This window comes from Nocardioides sp. NBC_00850 (genome assembly GCF_045207335.1).
GTDB lineage: Bacteria > Actinomycetota > Actinomycetes > Propionibacteriales > Nocardioidaceae > Nocardioides.
This window is the reverse complement of the sequence record NZ_CP108845.1, coordinates 6,081,608-6,095,946: the sequence shown is the minus strand read 5'-3', so window position 1 is coordinate 6,095,946 and position 14,339 is coordinate 6,081,608. Positions and strand designations below refer to the sequence as shown.

General features: G+C 69.3%; 12 protein-coding genes. 6 read left to right on the top strand and 6 right to left on the bottom strand.

Going from position 1 to position 14,339, the window contains the following annotated elements:
- Positions 1 to 27: 27 nt before the first annotated feature.
- The 3 genes from OH802_RS29475 to OH802_RS29465 form a co-directional block, all read right to left on the bottom strand.
- Positions 28 to 1,212, bottom strand: coding sequence for a hypothetical protein (locus OH802_RS29475; RefSeq protein WP_406023894.1), 1,185 nt, complete (start codon positions 1,210 to 1,212; stop codon positions 28 to 30).
- 347 nt (positions 1,213 to 1,559) lie between these two features.
- Positions 1,560 to 3,872, bottom strand: a complete 2,313-nt coding sequence (locus OH802_RS29470; protein WP_406023893.1) for an MMPL family transporter — start codon at positions 3,870 to 3,872, stop codon at positions 1,560 to 1,562.
- A gap of 93 nt (positions 3,873 to 3,965) precedes the next feature.
- A complete protein-coding gene (locus tag OH802_RS29465) occupies positions 3,966 to 5,006 on the bottom strand; it encodes an LLM class F420-dependent oxidoreductase (protein WP_406023892.1) in 1,041 nt (346 codons plus the stop codon).
- A 23-nt stretch (positions 5,007 to 5,029) separates the two neighbouring features.
- Between OH802_RS29465 and fgd the strand changes: the two genes are divergently transcribed.
- From fgd to OH802_RS29435, 6 genes are all read left to right on the top strand, one after another.
- Positions 5,030 to 6,034: a glucose-6-phosphate dehydrogenase (coenzyme-F420) gene (gene fgd, locus OH802_RS29460; protein ID WP_406023891.1), complete on the top strand. Its 1,005-nt coding sequence runs from the start codon at positions 5,030 to 5,032 to the stop codon at positions 6,032 to 6,034.
- 159 nt (positions 6,035 to 6,193) lie between these two features.
- Positions 6,194 to 7,156 (top strand): RNA polymerase subunit sigma-70, encoded by a 963-nt coding sequence (locus tag OH802_RS29455; protein WP_406023890.1) that lies wholly within the window; start codon positions 6,194 to 6,196, stop codon positions 7,154 to 7,156.
- A gap of 108 nt (positions 7,157 to 7,264) precedes the next feature.
- Complete coding sequence (locus OH802_RS29450) at positions 7,265 to 8,047, top strand: SDR family NAD(P)-dependent oxidoreductase (RefSeq protein ID WP_406023889.1); 783 nt, start codon at positions 7,265 to 7,267, stop codon at positions 8,045 to 8,047.
- A 20-nt stretch (positions 8,048 to 8,067) separates the two neighbouring features.
- On the top strand, positions 8,068 to 8,793 hold the full coding sequence (locus OH802_RS29445; RefSeq protein WP_406023888.1) for an acyltransferase: 726 nt from the start codon (positions 8,068 to 8,070) through the stop codon (positions 8,791 to 8,793).
- 101 nt (positions 8,794 to 8,894) lie between these two features.
- The gene (locus OH802_RS29440) at positions 8,895 to 9,773 is read left to right on the top strand and encodes a glycerophosphodiester phosphodiesterase family protein (RefSeq protein WP_406023887.1); all 879 of its coding nucleotides are present in this window, start codon (positions 8,895 to 8,897) and stop codon (positions 9,771 to 9,773) included.
- A 29-nt stretch (positions 9,774 to 9,802) separates the two neighbouring features.
- Positions 9,803 to 10,423 carry a TetR/AcrR family transcriptional regulator gene (locus OH802_RS29435; protein ID WP_406023886.1) on the top strand — a complete coding sequence of 207 codons (621 nt, stop codon included), beginning with the start codon at positions 9,803 to 9,805 and terminating at the stop codon, positions 10,421 to 10,423.
- 678 nt (positions 10,424 to 11,101) lie between these two features.
- On the opposite strand, the gene OH802_RS29430 is transcribed toward OH802_RS29435, so the two are convergent.
- The 3 genes from OH802_RS29430 to OH802_RS29420 all read right to left on the bottom strand — a co-directional run bounded on the left by OH802_RS29430 (position 11,102) and on the right by OH802_RS29420 (position 14,330).
- Positions 11,102 to 12,373, bottom strand: coding sequence for a DUF222 domain-containing protein (locus OH802_RS29430; RefSeq protein ID WP_406023885.1), 1,272 nt, complete (start codon positions 12,371 to 12,373; stop codon positions 11,102 to 11,104).
- A gap of 407 nt (positions 12,374 to 12,780) precedes the next feature.
- The gene (locus OH802_RS29425; RefSeq protein WP_378840554.1) at positions 12,781 to 13,035 is read right to left on the bottom strand and encodes a hypothetical protein; all 255 of its coding nucleotides are present in this window, start codon (positions 13,033 to 13,035) and stop codon (positions 12,781 to 12,783) included.
- On the bottom strand, positions 13,032 to 14,330 hold the full coding sequence (locus tag OH802_RS29420; RefSeq protein WP_406023884.1) for a PspC domain-containing protein: 1,299 nt from the start codon (positions 14,328 to 14,330) through the stop codon (positions 13,032 to 13,034). Before OH802_RS29420 ends, OH802_RS29425 begins: the two co-directional genes overlap by 4 nt.
- Positions 14,331 to 14,339 lie beyond the last annotated feature (9 nt).

The window sequence follows — 14,339 nt, the reverse complement described above, 5'->3', positions numbered from 1 at the left end:
CAATTGTTAGACGTTAGTTCGGTTGGGCTAGTTCGGGAGGACCGCCTTGAGCCCGTCCACCTCGGCGGTGAACCGGTCCTTCCAGCCCTTGGGGGCGGTCCAGTTGGTCCAGGTGCCACTCGGCTTGGTGACGAAGGCCGTGTCCGAGCACGATCCGGAGGCCGACCGGCAGTCCCCGCCGTTGAGCTTCAGCTTGATCGTGACGCTGGAGAGCAGCTCGTAGCCCTCGTAGTGGAGCGTCCAGGAGCTGCACGGGGCGTACTTCGGCTGGGCGCACGACTTGTCCTTCGTCCACCACAGCCTGCGGTCCTTCGCCTTCCCGCAGGCCTCGCTCTCGCTGGTCTTGGTGGTGCCCCAGGGGTAGTTGATCGAGGCCTGGAAGGTCGCGCAGCCCTCCTGGCCGCCTTCGCGTACGGGGATGTTGACCTTTCCGCCGGTCACCGGGGCCCACTCCGAGGAGTCGGCGGACTTCGCCTGCACGACCACCTCGCTGCCCTCGACTGTCGGCGAAGTGACCGCGAAGTCGACGCCGAGCACGGCCGGGGTGGCCGTCGCGGCCGGCGCGGTGAGCTCGTCGCTGACGTAGCACTCATCGAGCGCGGCGACCGCCTTGTCGGCCTGCTTCGTGACGCCGGCGTCCTCGACCTCCATGACCTGGGTGGTGATCAGGCCGGCCATCGCGGTCTCGTCGACGTCGCCGAGGCAGTCGGTGTCGGTCAGTGCCCACTCCTTGCCGATCGCCTTGCTCCAGTCACCCGAGCAGGAGAGCAGACCCTCGGCGTACGTCGTCGCCTGCTGTCCCCGCCACGCGCCGGTGTAGGTCACCGACTCGCCGGAGATCTGGATCAGCCCGGCCTTGCGCAGGGCGTCGCTGCGCTCGTCCTTGACCAGCTGCTCGGCGGCACACTTGGCGTCCCCGGCCGAGGCCCAGGCCGGCTTCGGCGCGTCCGCGGCGATCGCGGTCACCGCCTTCTTGTCCTCGGCGCTCAGCGGGCCGAACCCGAGACGCCCGCTGAAGAACGCCCAGGCTCCGGTGCCGAGCAGCGCGACGAGCACCACCGCGCCGGCGGCACCCAGCCCGATCAGCAGCCCCTTGTTGCTCTTCTTGGGCTGCTGGTGGTGCGGCGGCAGCCCATAAGCCGAGGCGTACGCAACCGGCGGCTGCCCCGGAGGTGGGCCGTAGCCGCTGGGTGGCGCCGTCGGCATCGCCATCGTGGGTGGCGGCGGGGGCGGTGCCGTCGGCGGCTGAGCAGGCGGGGGCGAGGAGGGAGGGGGCGACGACGGGGGAGGTGACGACGGGGGAGGTGACGACGGGGGAGGCGGAGGCGGCGGCGGGGTGGGGCTCGCGCTGGGGATCCGGGTCGCGTCCGGGTCGATGGGGTTCGCCGGCTCAGGCGCCGGAGGCGGCGTGGGCCGCGGCGTACCCGGTCTCGTCGTGTCCTGGTCGTCTGGCCCCATGTCGCACGCCCCGCATGTCAGTGAAGTGGAGCGACCGGGCCGAGCGACCCGAGTCGTAGGGCACATCGTAAAGACACTTCGCCGAATTCGCAGCCGAGGCCTCAGTACTGGCCAGGATTGCGGGGCCGGTGCTGCTGCGGCGGATGACCGCGGAGGTCCCGCGGGGGCCGCGGGCCGCGCATGGGCGGGGGCTGGCGGAGCTGGTGATCGAACTGGTGATGGGGCTGGTGATGGGGCCGGGTCATCGGCCTCCGAACGACCGCCGGGTGCGGCGAACGAATTTTCGTTCGCCCCCGGGCGAGCCTGCTCGGCCACCAGATGACGTCACCCAGGTCGAGGTTGATGGCGGTGACCAGGATGGAGCGGACCACGAGGGTGTCGAGGAGTACGCCGAGGGCGATCGCCAGGCCGATCTCGATGAAGCTCACGTGCGGCAGCGTGGTGAGCACCGCGAACGTCGCCGCCAGGACGATGCCGGCGCTGGTGATGACGCCGCCGGTCGCCGAGAGGGCGACCAGGGAGGCACGCCGGGTGTCGCCGTGCTCACTGGCCTTTCCTGCAATGGCCTCTTCCCGGACCCGGTGCATCAGGAAGATGTTGTAGTCGATGCCCAGTGCGACCAGGAACACGAAGACGAACAGCGGGAACTCGCGGCCCTGCCCGGCGAATCCCATCGCGTCGAAGATGATCGCCGAGAGGCCGAGCGCGGCGCCGAAGCTGAGCACGACCGTGGCCATCAGCAGCAGCGGGGAGAGGACCGAGCGGAGCAGGATCATCAAGATGATCAGCACCAGCCCGAGCACCAGCGGCATCACGACCTTCGTGTCCCGGTCGGTCGCCGAGGCCATGTCGAGCTGGATCGCGGCGGTGCCGGTGGCGAGCGCGTCGGCGCCGTCGACGGAGTGGACGACGCTGCGTACGTCCTCGACGGTGTCGAACGACGCCTTCGACATCGGGTCAGTGGCCAGCGGGACCGCGGTCAGCGCGACCTCGTGGGTGCCGTCGGTGACCGGGGTGGCGCCCTCGTAGCCGGCCTTCGTGAGCGCCTTGACGACGTCCTTCTCGGTGCCCGGCGCCGAGACGACCTGGATCGGGTTGGAGGGGTCGCCGAGGTCGTGCTCCTCGAGGACCCGGTCGCCGATCAGCGACGGGAAGTCCTTGGTGTAGGTCTCCGAGCTGTCCAGCGTCGTGATGTTGAGCATCGAGAGACCGCCGCAGCAGGCCAGCAGCACCGCGGCTGTGCCGATCCATACCGCCCGGGGCCGCTTCCGGATCCAGCCGCCGAGCCGCGCCCAGATGCCGCCGGTCTTCTCGCCGGAGGTGCCGTACGCCGGCTTGACCGGCCAGAACACCCAGCGACCCGTGATCACCAGCAGGGCCGGGAGCAGGGTCAGCATCACGACCAGGCCGGCGACGATGCCGATCGCGCAGACCGGGCCGAGGCTGGCGGTCGACCCCATGGTGGCGACCATCAAGCCCAGCATGCCGACGGTGACCGTGCCGGCCGAGGCGATGATCGCCGGCGCCGAACCGCGCAGCGCCGCCGCCATCGCCTTGTGCCGGTCCTCGTGACGGCCCAGCTCCTCGCGATAGCGGGCGATGAGCAGCAGCGCGTAGTCGGTGCCGGCGCCGAAGACGAGCACGTCGAGGATCGCCCGGTTCATCTGGTTGAGGGTCAGCCCGGCGTACATCGCGCAGAGATAGACGACGCCCATCGACACGACCAGCGCGACCAGCACCGAGACGAGCGGGAGGAACCACAGCACCGGGCTGCGGTAGGTGATCAGCAGGATCACGATGACCACGCCCGCGGCGGCGTAGAGCAGCGCACCCCCGATGCCGGCGCCCGCCTCCATCTGGTCGGCCGTGGAACCGCCCGCGCCGCCGATGTAGACGTCGACGCCGTCGATCTTCGTCATCTCGACCAGGTCGTCGCGCAGCTCGAGCAGCGCGGTCGGGTCCTCGTCGGCGTAGTTGACCACGAGCGAGACCGTGGCGACCTCGCCGTCGGCGGAGACCAGGCCGTGCTTCTGGCCCTTCTTCTCCCCGGTCGGGTAGGCGATCGCCGGCATGACCGGCTGATCGGGTTTGCTCTCCTGGGTGACCACGCCGTCGAGCGACGCGATCTCCGGGATCTGCAGCACGATCGCGGTGTAGTCGGACTTCGTCAGACCACCCTCGCGGTGATAGACGATCGTCGTGGTCAGGTCGTCGGGGTCCTGCACCTTGGCGAGCTCGTCGATCGCCTGGGTCGACTCCGCGTTGGCCGGGAGCCAGTCGGAGTTGTCGTGGGACTCGACATCGCCCAGCTTGCCGGTCAGCGGACCCATCAGGACCAGCATCACCAGCCAGAAGCCGAGCACGACCCACTTGGTGACGGGCCCGGTGATGGCGCTGACGATCCGCTCAGACATGCGTCCATGCAACCAATGCCCGTGGGGGCAGCGTCACATCGGCACGTCCGGGCCAGCCGTGGGTGTAAGCGAGTTCACAGCCAGCCGAGCCAATCAGGCCAGCCACTCCTTGACCTGGGCGATCGACGCGAGACCGTCGGTGCCGAAGGCGGGGGTCACTTGGAGGCTGGTCACACCGGCCTCCTTGAACGCCGCGATCCGCTCCTTCACGAACGACTCCGGTCCGACCAGGTTGCCGGCCTCGAGCCAGGCGTCGGGGACCTCGGCCTCGGCGTCGCGCTTGTGGCCGTCGAGGTAGAGGTCCTGGATCTTCTTGGCCGCGTCCCCGAAGCCGTACTTCACGGCCATGTCGTTGTAGAAGTTCTTGCCGCGGGCGCCCATGCCGCCGACGTACAGCGCCAGCAGTCCGCGCATCGTGTCGCGGTGGCGCTTGGCCTCGTCGGGGTCGTCGGTGATCGCGAGGAGGCCGCCGGCGGAGATCTCCAGCGGCTTCAGGTCGGCCGAGCGCTTGGCCAGGCCCTTGTCGATGGCGTCGCCCCAGACATCGCGGGCCTTGTCGGGCAGGAACTGGAACGGCAGCCAGCCGTCGGCGATCTCGGCGGTCATGGCGACGTTGTTGTCACCGAGCGCGGCCACCCACAGCGGGGTGTCGGCACGCTCGGGCCGGTTGAGCAGCTTGAGCGGCTTGCCGAGGCCGGTGCCCTGGTCGGCCGGCAGCGGGATCTTGTAGAGCCCGTCGCTCTTCAGCCGCTCGCCCCGCAGACCGGCGCGCAGCAGGCCGATGATCTCGCGGGTGCGGGTCAACGGCTTGTCGTACGCCACCCCGTGGAAGCCCTCGATGACCTGGGGCCCGCTCGCGCCGAGGCCCAGGATCGCGCGGCCGCCGGAGACGTTGTCGAGACCGGCCGCGGTCTGGAGCAGCGCTCCCGGCGTACGGCTGTAGATGTTGAGGATGCCCGCGCCGAGCTCGACGGTCTCGGTCTTGGCGGCCAGGTAGCCGAGCAGCGAGACCGCGTCGAAGCCGTACGGCTCGGCGACCCAGAGCTGGTCGAGCCCGGCCTTCTCCAGGCCGACGACCTGGTCAGCGGTCTCCCGCGGGTTGCCGAAGTAGGTCAAGGGCATCGCAAGCTTCATGCCGAGGAGGCTACCGTGACCGTGTGACGGAGATCAGGTTCGGATACAAGGCGTCCAACGAGCAGTTCGCACCCACGGAGCTGTTGAACTACGGCGTGATGGCGGAGGAGCAGGGTTTCGACTCGGTCTTCATCTCCGACCATCTCCAGCCCTGGAGACACGACGGCGGTCACGCGCCGTTCGCGATGACCTGGCTGGGCGCGCTCGGAGCGCGCACCGAGCGGATCGTGATGGGCACCTCGGTGCTCACCCCGACGTTCCGCTACCACCCGGCGATCGTGGCGCAGTCCTTCGCGACCCTGGGCTCGCTCTTCCCTGAGCGCGTCGTGCTCGGGATGGGCACCGGTGAGGCGATGAACGAGGCTCCGCTGGGCATCGAGTGGCCCGAGGGCAAGGTCCGCTTCGCGCGGTTCCGCGAGGCCGTGCGGGTGATCAAGAAGCTCTGGTCCGAGGACCGGGTCACCTTCGAGGGCGACTACTACCAGCTCGACCGGGCGACCATCTACGACAAGCCGTCCACGCCGGTCCCGATCTACCTGGCCGGCAGCGGCCCGGCCGCGACCAAGTACGCCGGCCGTGCCGGTGACGGCTACATCACCACCTCCGGCAAGGGCGCCGAGCTCTACACCGAGACGCTGCTCCCGGCCGTACGGACCGGCATCGAGCTCTCCGAGCGCAAGCCGGAGGACGTGGACATGATGATCGAGGTCAAGGTCTCCTTCGACCACGACCTGGAGCAGGCGATGGAGGCGACCCGCTTCTGGGGCGCTCTCGGTCTCACCCCCGAGCAGAAGCACTCCGTCGAGGACCCGGTGGAGATGCAGCGTCTCGCCGACGCGCTCCCGACCGAGGCGACCGCCAAGCGGTTCATCGTGTCGACCGACCCCGACGAGCACGTCGCGCGGATCAAGGAATACCTCGACATGGGCTTCACCCACCTGGTCTTCCACGCCCCGGGCCCGGACCAGGCGAAGTTCCTCAAGCTCTACGGTGAGGAGATCCTCCCCAAGCTCCGCGGCCTCGTCTGAGAACGCACCAGGGCCCCGGCCGGGAGCACTTCGGCCGGGACCCTGGGAGGACCGCCCCACATACTTCGTACGTTGTGCGGATGAGTTGCGTTGCAGCAGTTTGACATTGCTTGCAAAATCGGTCTCGCGACGGCCGACCCGGGTTTACGCTCGCCAGCCATGGAACCGTTCGTGGATGCCGCAGAACAGCACCGGCGCGAGCTGCGAGTGCACTGCTACCGGATGGTGGCGAGCTTCGACGAGGCCGAGGACCTGGTGCAGGAGACCCTGGTCAAGGCCTGGGAGCGGCGCGACCAGCTGACCGACCCCGAGGCGCTGCGGGCGTGGCTCTACCGGATCGCGACCAACACCTGCCTCGACTTCCTGCGCCGGAACGAACGGCGGCCCAGGACGTACGCCGCCCTGCCGGGGTTCGACCACGGGACCGGAGAGCCCCCGGAGCTGTTGGAGTGGCTCCAGCCGTTCCCGGACGCCCTGCTGGAGCCGGAGCGGCCGGAGGAGGAGGCGGTCGCTCGGGAGACGATCGAGCTGGTCTTCCTGACCGCGATCCAGCACCTGACCCCGCAGCAGCGGGCGGTCTTCGTCTTCCGCGAGGTGCTCGGCTGGTCGGCCGCCGACACTGCGGCCGCGCTCGACGTCACCGTCGCCACCGTGAACTCGCTGCTGCAGCGAGCCAAGCCGGCGCTGCGCCGCCATCTGCCCGAGGACCGGTCGACCTGGCGCACCGAGGGGCCGACCGAGGAGGAGCGGAAGGTCATCGATGCCTACATCGCCGCCGGGGCGAGCAACTGGCGCGAGGGCATCGCCGACCTGCTGACCAGCGACGCCGTGCTCACCATGCCGCCGAACCCGTTCTGGTTCACCACCCGCGACGCGCTGCTGTCGTTCGTGCTGCCGAACCTCGACCCGTCCTCGCCGACCTACCTGGGCGAGTGGCGGTTCATCCCGGCCAACGCCAACCGGATGCCCGCGGTCGCGGGCTACGTACGCCGCCCGGGCACCACGATCTATCGCCCGCAGACGCTCGACGTGCTCCGGATCGTCGACGGCCGGCTCGCCCAGATCACCACCTTCGAGCCACATCTCTTCCCCGCCTTCGGGCTCCCGCAGGCGCTGATCTGACGCCGGCCCGAAGAAAGTTTCGCGTCACCCGATGAGTTGCTGGTGCTGCGTACGTCCTAACGGGCAGATCGCGCACGACGGGTGGGCGACAGGAGCTCAGGAGAGACCATGAACGCACAGCTTCAGGACCGCACCGCCATCGTCTGGGGCGGCGCGGGCGACATCGGCTCGACCACCGCGAAGGCCTTCGCCGAGGCGGGCGCCAAGGTCTATCTCGCCGGCCGCACCGAGGCCAGCCTGGCGGCCAGGGCCGAGGAGGTCGGCGCGGCCGGCTACGGGGTGGTCGACATCCTCGACGAGGACGCCGTGGTCGCCTTCATTGAGCGGGTCGTCGCCGAGACCGGCTCGCTCGACATCTCGTTCAACGTCGCCGACCGCGGTGACATCCAGGGGCAGGCGCTGCTGGAGATCTCGGCCGCCGACTACACCCAGCCGGTCGTACGCGGCATCGCCGGCTCCTTCCACACCGCCCGCGCGGCCGCGCGGCAGATGGTGGCGCAGGGCCGCGGCGTCGTGCTCGCGCTCGACTCCGGCTCCGCACGTGGCTCGGCGCCCGGCATGGGCGGCACCAGCGCCGCTGATGGTGCCCTCGACGCGCTGGTCCGTGATCTCGCCGCGGAGGTCGGGCCCTCCGGCGTACGCGTCGTGGGCATCTGGACCGCCGGGATCACCGAGACGTTCACCGCGGAGAAGTTCGAGCGGGTCCTCGGGACGCGGCTCCCGGATGAGGCCCTCGACGGGATCCGGGCGAACCTCGATGGCATGCGGATGACCAAGCGGTCGCCGCGGCTGAAGGAGGTCGCCGACACCGCGACCTTCCTCGCCTCCGACGGCGCCGGCGCGATCACCGGCACCTGGCTCAACGTGACCAGTGGGATGTACCCGAGCTGAACCGGGTTATGGTTCCCGGCATGTCCTGGACCAGGGGTGAGCCGCTCACCGACGTACATCGGGAGCGGCTCATCGCCGCGGGGCTCGAGCCGGAGGTGCTTGCCGGGCTCGAGCTGAGCGAGATCACCGGGCCGTTGCCGGAGTGGTGGCACGGGGGCGGCAACGCGCTCTACCTGCGCGACGGGTTCCCTCTCGACGAGCGGCTGATCGAGCTGCTCGGGTTCTACCCGTTCTCCGACGCGCTGATCGTGGTCGCGACCGACATCACCTCGATGCAGGCGCTGCTGGTCGGCGGCGACTCGCCGACCATCTTCATCGGCCCGGACACGAGCATGGTCTGGGGCGAGATCTACTGCGGCGGCGGCTCCGCGGTGATCCTCTCCGGTGGTCTCGTCGCGACCTCGCGCGCCCAGATCGACGCCCGCAACGGCGGCTCGATCGTGGCTGCCCGCGACCAGCTCTGGGCGGCCAACGTCTACGTCGCCACCGACGACATGCACCGGCTCGAGGACGCTGAGACGGGGCAGCGGATCAATCCGTACGGCGCCAACATCCGCTTCGGCGAGCACGTCTGGCTCGGCCGCGACGTGATCGTCACCGGCCACGCCGAGATCGGTGACGGTGCCGTCGTCGGCATGCGCGCGATGGTCCGCAACCAGAAGGTCGAGCCGCGTACGGCCGTGGCCGGCGTCCCCGCCCGACTGATCCGCGAGAACGTCGTCTGGTCCGGCGAGGACACCCCCTGAGGACAACCCTCAGGGTGCCGAACCGAACGGCCCGCCGCTCGTAACGTCCCATTCACATTGTGCCCGCCGCGGCGTCGCTGCCGGCACGCACGCTTGGCGCCATGGCATCGGCCCACCGCCCCCTTGTGATCGGCCATCGCGGAGCACCCGGCTATCTGCCGGAGCACTCCCTGGAGTCCTACCGTCTGGCGTTGCGTCAGGGCGTGGACGCGCTCGAGACCGACGTGGTGATGACGAGCGACGGGGTGATGGTGCTCCGACACGAGAACGAGCTCTCTCGCACCACTGACGTGGCCTCGCGCCCGGAGTTCGCGGGGCGGCGTACGACCAAGGTGATCAGCGGCAAGAAGTGGACCGGCTGGTTCACCGAGGACTTCACGTTCCCCGAGCTGCTCAGCCTCGGGGCGCCGACGACCAGCCAGCCGATCATCACCCTCGACACGCTGCTGCTGCTCGTCGCCGACGAGTCGCAGCGCCGCGGGCGGCGGGTCGGGCTGCACGTGGAGGTCAAGCACCCGACGTACTTCGCCTCCATCGGCCTGCCCGTCACCGAGACCCTGCTGCAGACCCTCGCCGACCACGGCGTCGACGCCTGGAACAGTCTCCCGGGCCTGCCCACGCAGCGGCTGTGGCTGCAGAGCTTCGATGAGGCGTGGGTGCGGGAGATGAGCACCCGCACCGACCTTCCGCTGGTGCAGCTGGTCGACAAGAAGTGGGGTGCGGTCGACTGCGCGGAGATCGCGACGTACGCCCAGGCCATCGGCCCCAAGAAGTCGATGGTCCGCAAGAAGGGGCAGCCGCCCACCGGCCTGGCCGACGAGGCCCACCGCCACGGTCTGCTCGTCTTCGTGTGGACCCTGAAAGCGGGCCGCGACCAGGCGAATCGCCTCTTCGAGGCCGGTGTGGACGGGGTGTTCGCCGACTACCCGAACCGTCCGATCGCGGCCTTGGCCGACATCACACAGGTACAAACCGCCTGAGCCTGGCGCCCGCACGTAGGGTGTGGGGCATGCCGCCCCTCAACGCGGACCGCGCGGTCCTGATCGCTGCTCGGGAGGTCCTGCTCAGGGACCCCCGCGCGACCATGGCCGCGGTCGCGGAGGAGGCCGGGATGGGAGTGGCCGGGCTCTATCGCCGCTACGCCAACAAGCAGGCGCTGCTGCGGGCCGTCGCCGCCGACAGCTATCGCCGCTACATCGCCTTCGCGGAGGCGGCTCTGAGCGACACCGACGACCCGTGGCACGCGTTCACGGGCTTCCTGCGCCAGGTGCTCGACGACGGACTCCCGCGGCTCACCCTCGCTCTGCGCGACGAGGTCAGCTTCGACCAGGTCCTGCGTGACCTGGACAAGCTCGCCGTACACACCACCAACCGCCTCTTGCGTGGCGCTCGTGGCAGCGGCATCCTCCGCCCCGACGTCACCCGCGCCGACATCACCGTTCTCCTCGAGCAGATCAGTCGCATCGACGTAGGAGACGACGTACGCAGCGCCGCCCTGCGCCGCCGCTACCTCGCCCTCGTCTGCGACGGCCTGCGCGCCGAGGCAGCCAGCCGCCGCCTCCCTGGTCCGCCGCCGCATGAGGCGGAGCTGATCGGGCGATGGGCGGGGGAGATCTCCAGCGTCTCCTAGCTTGCAGGTCGTCTGGGGCCGACTCGTGTCGAGTCCTTGGGTTGGTCTCGGGACGGCGCGCGGAGGTGACCGTGGTTTCGGTTCAGGGTTTCGCCGCCGACCCTTGGTTCGATTGTTTCTCGATCGCGCGCCGCGTCAAGGCGATGTATCGAGCTTGTCGAGATGACGGGCTTCGCCCGCCGGCTTCGCCGGTCGCCTCCGGCGATCCTTGACCCGACACCCGATCGAGAAAGATTTGGCCTGTATCGGGTCGGCGGCGAGGGTGTGGCGCAGCGGATTCAGTTGGCGACGGGCTTGGGGCTGTGGCCGGCCGTGTGCGGACGGTCGGTGCCTCGTGGGCGCCTATTACAGTGGGCGGGATCTTGTGAATCGTTCACAAGCCAGCCATCGCTCTGGCTAGGGCGGGTTCGGTGCTGGCAGCGTCATCAGATCCCAACTGATCCGAAGAGTTCCCCACGTACACGGAACTTTCCCATCCTCCGGAGCGTGGGGAACCTCCGCCGCAGTGGGGACATATCCCCATCAGCAGGGAAACGGCCAGTGTGGAGTCGACAGAGCTGGCCCGAACGCTCGTGGGGCATCGCGACGGACGGCTTCGGCGAGACCTGAGACCGTTCGGCGACGGGGTCGTCAGGCCCGACGGGCGGGACCCGGTGACATGATTCCTCGCCCAGCCGCTTAAGGCCGGCGGGTGAACCGGATCGTGCCGTCCGGTAGCCGCTCATGGACGTAGGCAGGGTTGTGCGCCAGGCGGTGATGGTGGGGACACAACAACGCCCCGTCCTTCAGATTGGTCTTCCCACCTGCGGCCCACGGCTCTAGATGATGCGCGTCGCACCACTCCGGCGGCATGTCACAGCCCTCGGCCTGGCAGCACTTCTGCTGCAACCGCATCGCCTTGCGCTGGATCGGCTGGAAGAACCGGCTGCCTCGACCGGCGTCGAGGACCTCACCGTCACCCAACACCCAGGGAATGATGGTGGCGTTGCACGCCATCCGCCGTGCCTCAGCAGCCGAGATCGTCGCACCGTTGGTCTCGTCGTAGCCCAGGGTGGCGATGCCGAGGTCTTTGCGGAGCTCCTCGAGGGAGATCACCACGTTGATGGTGGTGGCGTCGCCACCGTGGCGGGGCAGGGCGGCGGGGTCGATGGTCTCCAGGAGCCGGGCGAAGCTTTGGCCCATCAGTCTCTCCCACGGCGGCAGCGGGGCACCCTTGCCGACGAGTTGCTGTTTGCGGGGCTGGGCCCAGGCCTCGACCAGTCGCTTGAACCTCATCCCGATCGAGACCGGCAGTACACCGTCGAAGCCGATGGTGCCGTCGTGGTTGTCCCAGACCCGCAACGCGGTCTTCTGCTGGGCGCGTTCTTCCTCGGCGAGGAGGGCTTTGGCTTCGGCGTCTTCGAACCAGACCGGGTCGATCTCACGCAGGATTCGCTTCCCGACGATGTGGAGCTCGTTGGCCGTCAGCCGGGTGGCGTAGTCGACCAGCAGCTTCTCGGCCAACACCAGGTCCTCGCTGCTCGCAACGGGGTTGGTCTTGATCTTGTCGAGCGCCTTCGTGATCACCTGGGCCTTGTCCTGGGAGACGACACCCTCGGCGAGACCAGCAGCAACGAGGTCGTACTTCGCGACACTGCTCGCGAGCTTGATCTGCGAGCGGGCCACGGCCTTGTCGACCAACAACTCAGCGCGCATCCACCCGGAGGCGTCCTTGGCGCCGGTCTCCTCGGCGATATCTCCGGCAGACGCGAGCACCCGAAGTCTCAACGCGGCTTGTTGGGCCTGGAGCTTCTCCAACCGCTCGAGCAGGTCTTTCTTCTGTCCGGTGCGCCAGTAGGCGAGATCGGTGGCCAGCAGGTCTTGGAGGGCGGTCTCGATGGCCTTCGAGGCGGCGTCGATCGCGTCGCCGGGGTTGGTGCCCCAGTGGTCGATCGAGCGGCCGAGACTCATCGCCATCCTCCCCTTCAGAGGTGTGCTGTGATGGACCTGATTCTACGCCTTCGACTGCCTGTATGCCATCTATTTTCCCAGTTCAAAGCGCACTTTCGCGGTGAGCGAACGACCTAGCATCTGTGGATGGTAAGTGGCCCGAAGGGCCACCCTAACGCCCCCTCGACCCCGACCTTTCGAGCAACGATTCCGCTGCGCCACACCCGGGCCGCCGCCCCGATAGCCAGCCAAATCTTTCTCGATCTGGTCCGGAGTCCAGGACCGCGAAGCGGCCGGCGAAGCCGGCGCCCGAAGGGCGTCCTTGACGCCGGTCCAGATCGAGAGACCCTCAAAGAACGGGTCGGCGGCCCACCCCAACCCCGAAAAAACGATCCCGCAGAGACGACAAACGACCCCGCGAAAGAGAGTCAGCTCTTCCTGAGCAGCGCCGCGAGGAGACCGATGGACCCGCCGACGATCCAGGGAAGCGGGAGGAGCCAACGGAGGTCCTCGATGCTGTGGATGACGACGGTGCCGCTGACGATCAGGGCCCAGACGACGACGAAGACGAGGAAGGCGAGACCCATGACCAGGTGGCCGATGTTGACCGGGTGCCGGCCGGTGGGCTTCGGCGGTTGAGCCTGGTCCTCGAAGCGTGGCGGCGGGGCGTAGTCGTAGCTCACGGGTTGCTCCTCTCGGCCGTTCCGACGAAGGCGGCGGCTCGGGGGTCGCTCTCCTCGAAGACCTTGATCGCGCCGACGTCCGCAGTGGTGGTCAGACGGAGGTCGGCGTCATCGGCGAGACCGGGCTCGCTGCCTTCCTTCCCGGCGACATGGGTGCGGGCCAGGTTGAACCCGCCGACGTCGCTGCGGGTCTCCTCGAAGATCTGCGCCTCCCCGAGTGCGCCGACGGAGGCGTCCACGGAGACGGTGGCGTCGTCGGGGACGATCACGGTGATCTCGCCGAAGGAGCTGTTGATGTCGAGCTCGCGGCCGTCGAGCGTCTTCGCGTCGATGGCGCTCATGTCCAGCATGATCTCCCCGGCGTCGACCTGGTACGACGACTCCAGCATCGCGACGCTCCGCGGATGGGACTCGATGCTGCTGCCGGTGTCGATGTTCGAGGGGTCGATCATGGTGAGCGGCAGCGCGGCGAGCGCCAGCAAGCCGAGGAAGATCAGTCCGCCGGCGCGGCCCCAGAAGGCGCCGAGCACGAGGAAGCCACCGAAGACGGCCAGGAGCGCCGCCGGGTAGGCGCTGGTCGGCACCGGCGCCCAGTCGGCGACGTCGACGAGCCCGAGGACACCGACCACCAGCGCGGCGACCGCGATGGCGCGGCCGAACAGCAGCGGCGGGCGCCGCCGGCCGGCCAGGGTGACGGGCGCGTTGGGATCGTACGATCCGGGCGGCCACGGCGCCGGAAGAGTACGTGTCTGAGCTGCGGGAACGTCCATGCTCGTGGTTGAAGGAGACGTGGCAGCGGCCGGGGGTGGTCCGCCACGCTTGCGGCCCCACTTGCCGCGGTTGGCGTACCAGAGCGCGACCACCCCGAGCACCGCGAGCCAGAACCACGGGACGCTGGTGTCGCCGAACGCGTCACCGAGCAGCGAGATCGCCGCGATCCCGCCGGCGATCCAGAGCAGGAGGTTGCGGGCAGGTGGCCCGACGGGAATCATCCCGTCCTCGGCACCCTCCTCGGGCACCAGCACCCAGGCCGCGACGTACACGATCCCGCCGGCGCCCCCGAAGAACACCGCCACGACCAGCAGCACCCGCACCAGCAGCGGGTCGACGTCGAAGTGGCGTGCGATCCCACCCGCGACGCCGGCGATGTGCCGTCCCTCCGGAGAGGCATGGGTCGTACGCCGCAGGCCACTGAGGTTGCGCAGCTGCTCGACACTGGGGCGGGCGCGCTCCTCGGAGACAGGCGATGTCGGCTCCGGGTTGGGAGGCAGCGGCGCCTCGGGCGGGATCGTCACACCCCTACT

Coding starts and splice junctions, on each gene's coding strand:
- OH802_RS29475 (WP_406023894.1), bottom strand. CDS start 1,212: ATGGCGATGCCGACGGCGCCACCCAGCGGCTACGGCCCACCTCCGGGG.
- OH802_RS29470 (WP_406023893.1), bottom strand. CDS start 3,872: ATGTCTGAGCGGATCGTCAGCGCCATCACCGGGCCCGTCACCAAGTGG.
- OH802_RS29465 (WP_406023892.1), bottom strand. CDS start 5,006: ATGAAGCTTGCGATGCCCTTGACCTACTTCGGCAACCCGCGGGAGACC.
- OH802_RS29455 (WP_406023890.1), top strand. CDS start 6,194: ATGGAACCGTTCGTGGATGCCGCAGAACAGCACCGGCGCGAGCTGCGA.
- OH802_RS29450 (WP_406023889.1), top strand. CDS start 7,265: ATGAACGCACAGCTTCAGGACCGCACCGCCATCGTCTGGGGCGGCGCG.
- OH802_RS29445 (WP_406023888.1), top strand. CDS start 8,068: ATGTCCTGGACCAGGGGTGAGCCGCTCACCGACGTACATCGGGAGCGG.
- OH802_RS29440 (WP_406023887.1), top strand. CDS start 8,895: ATGGCATCGGCCCACCGCCCCCTTGTGATCGGCCATCGCGGAGCACCC.
- OH802_RS29435 (WP_406023886.1), top strand. CDS start 9,803: ATGCCGCCCCTCAACGCGGACCGCGCGGTCCTGATCGCTGCTCGGGAG.
- OH802_RS29430 (WP_406023885.1), bottom strand. CDS start 12,373: ATGAGTCTCGGCCGCTCGATCGACCACTGGGGCACCAACCCCGGCGAC.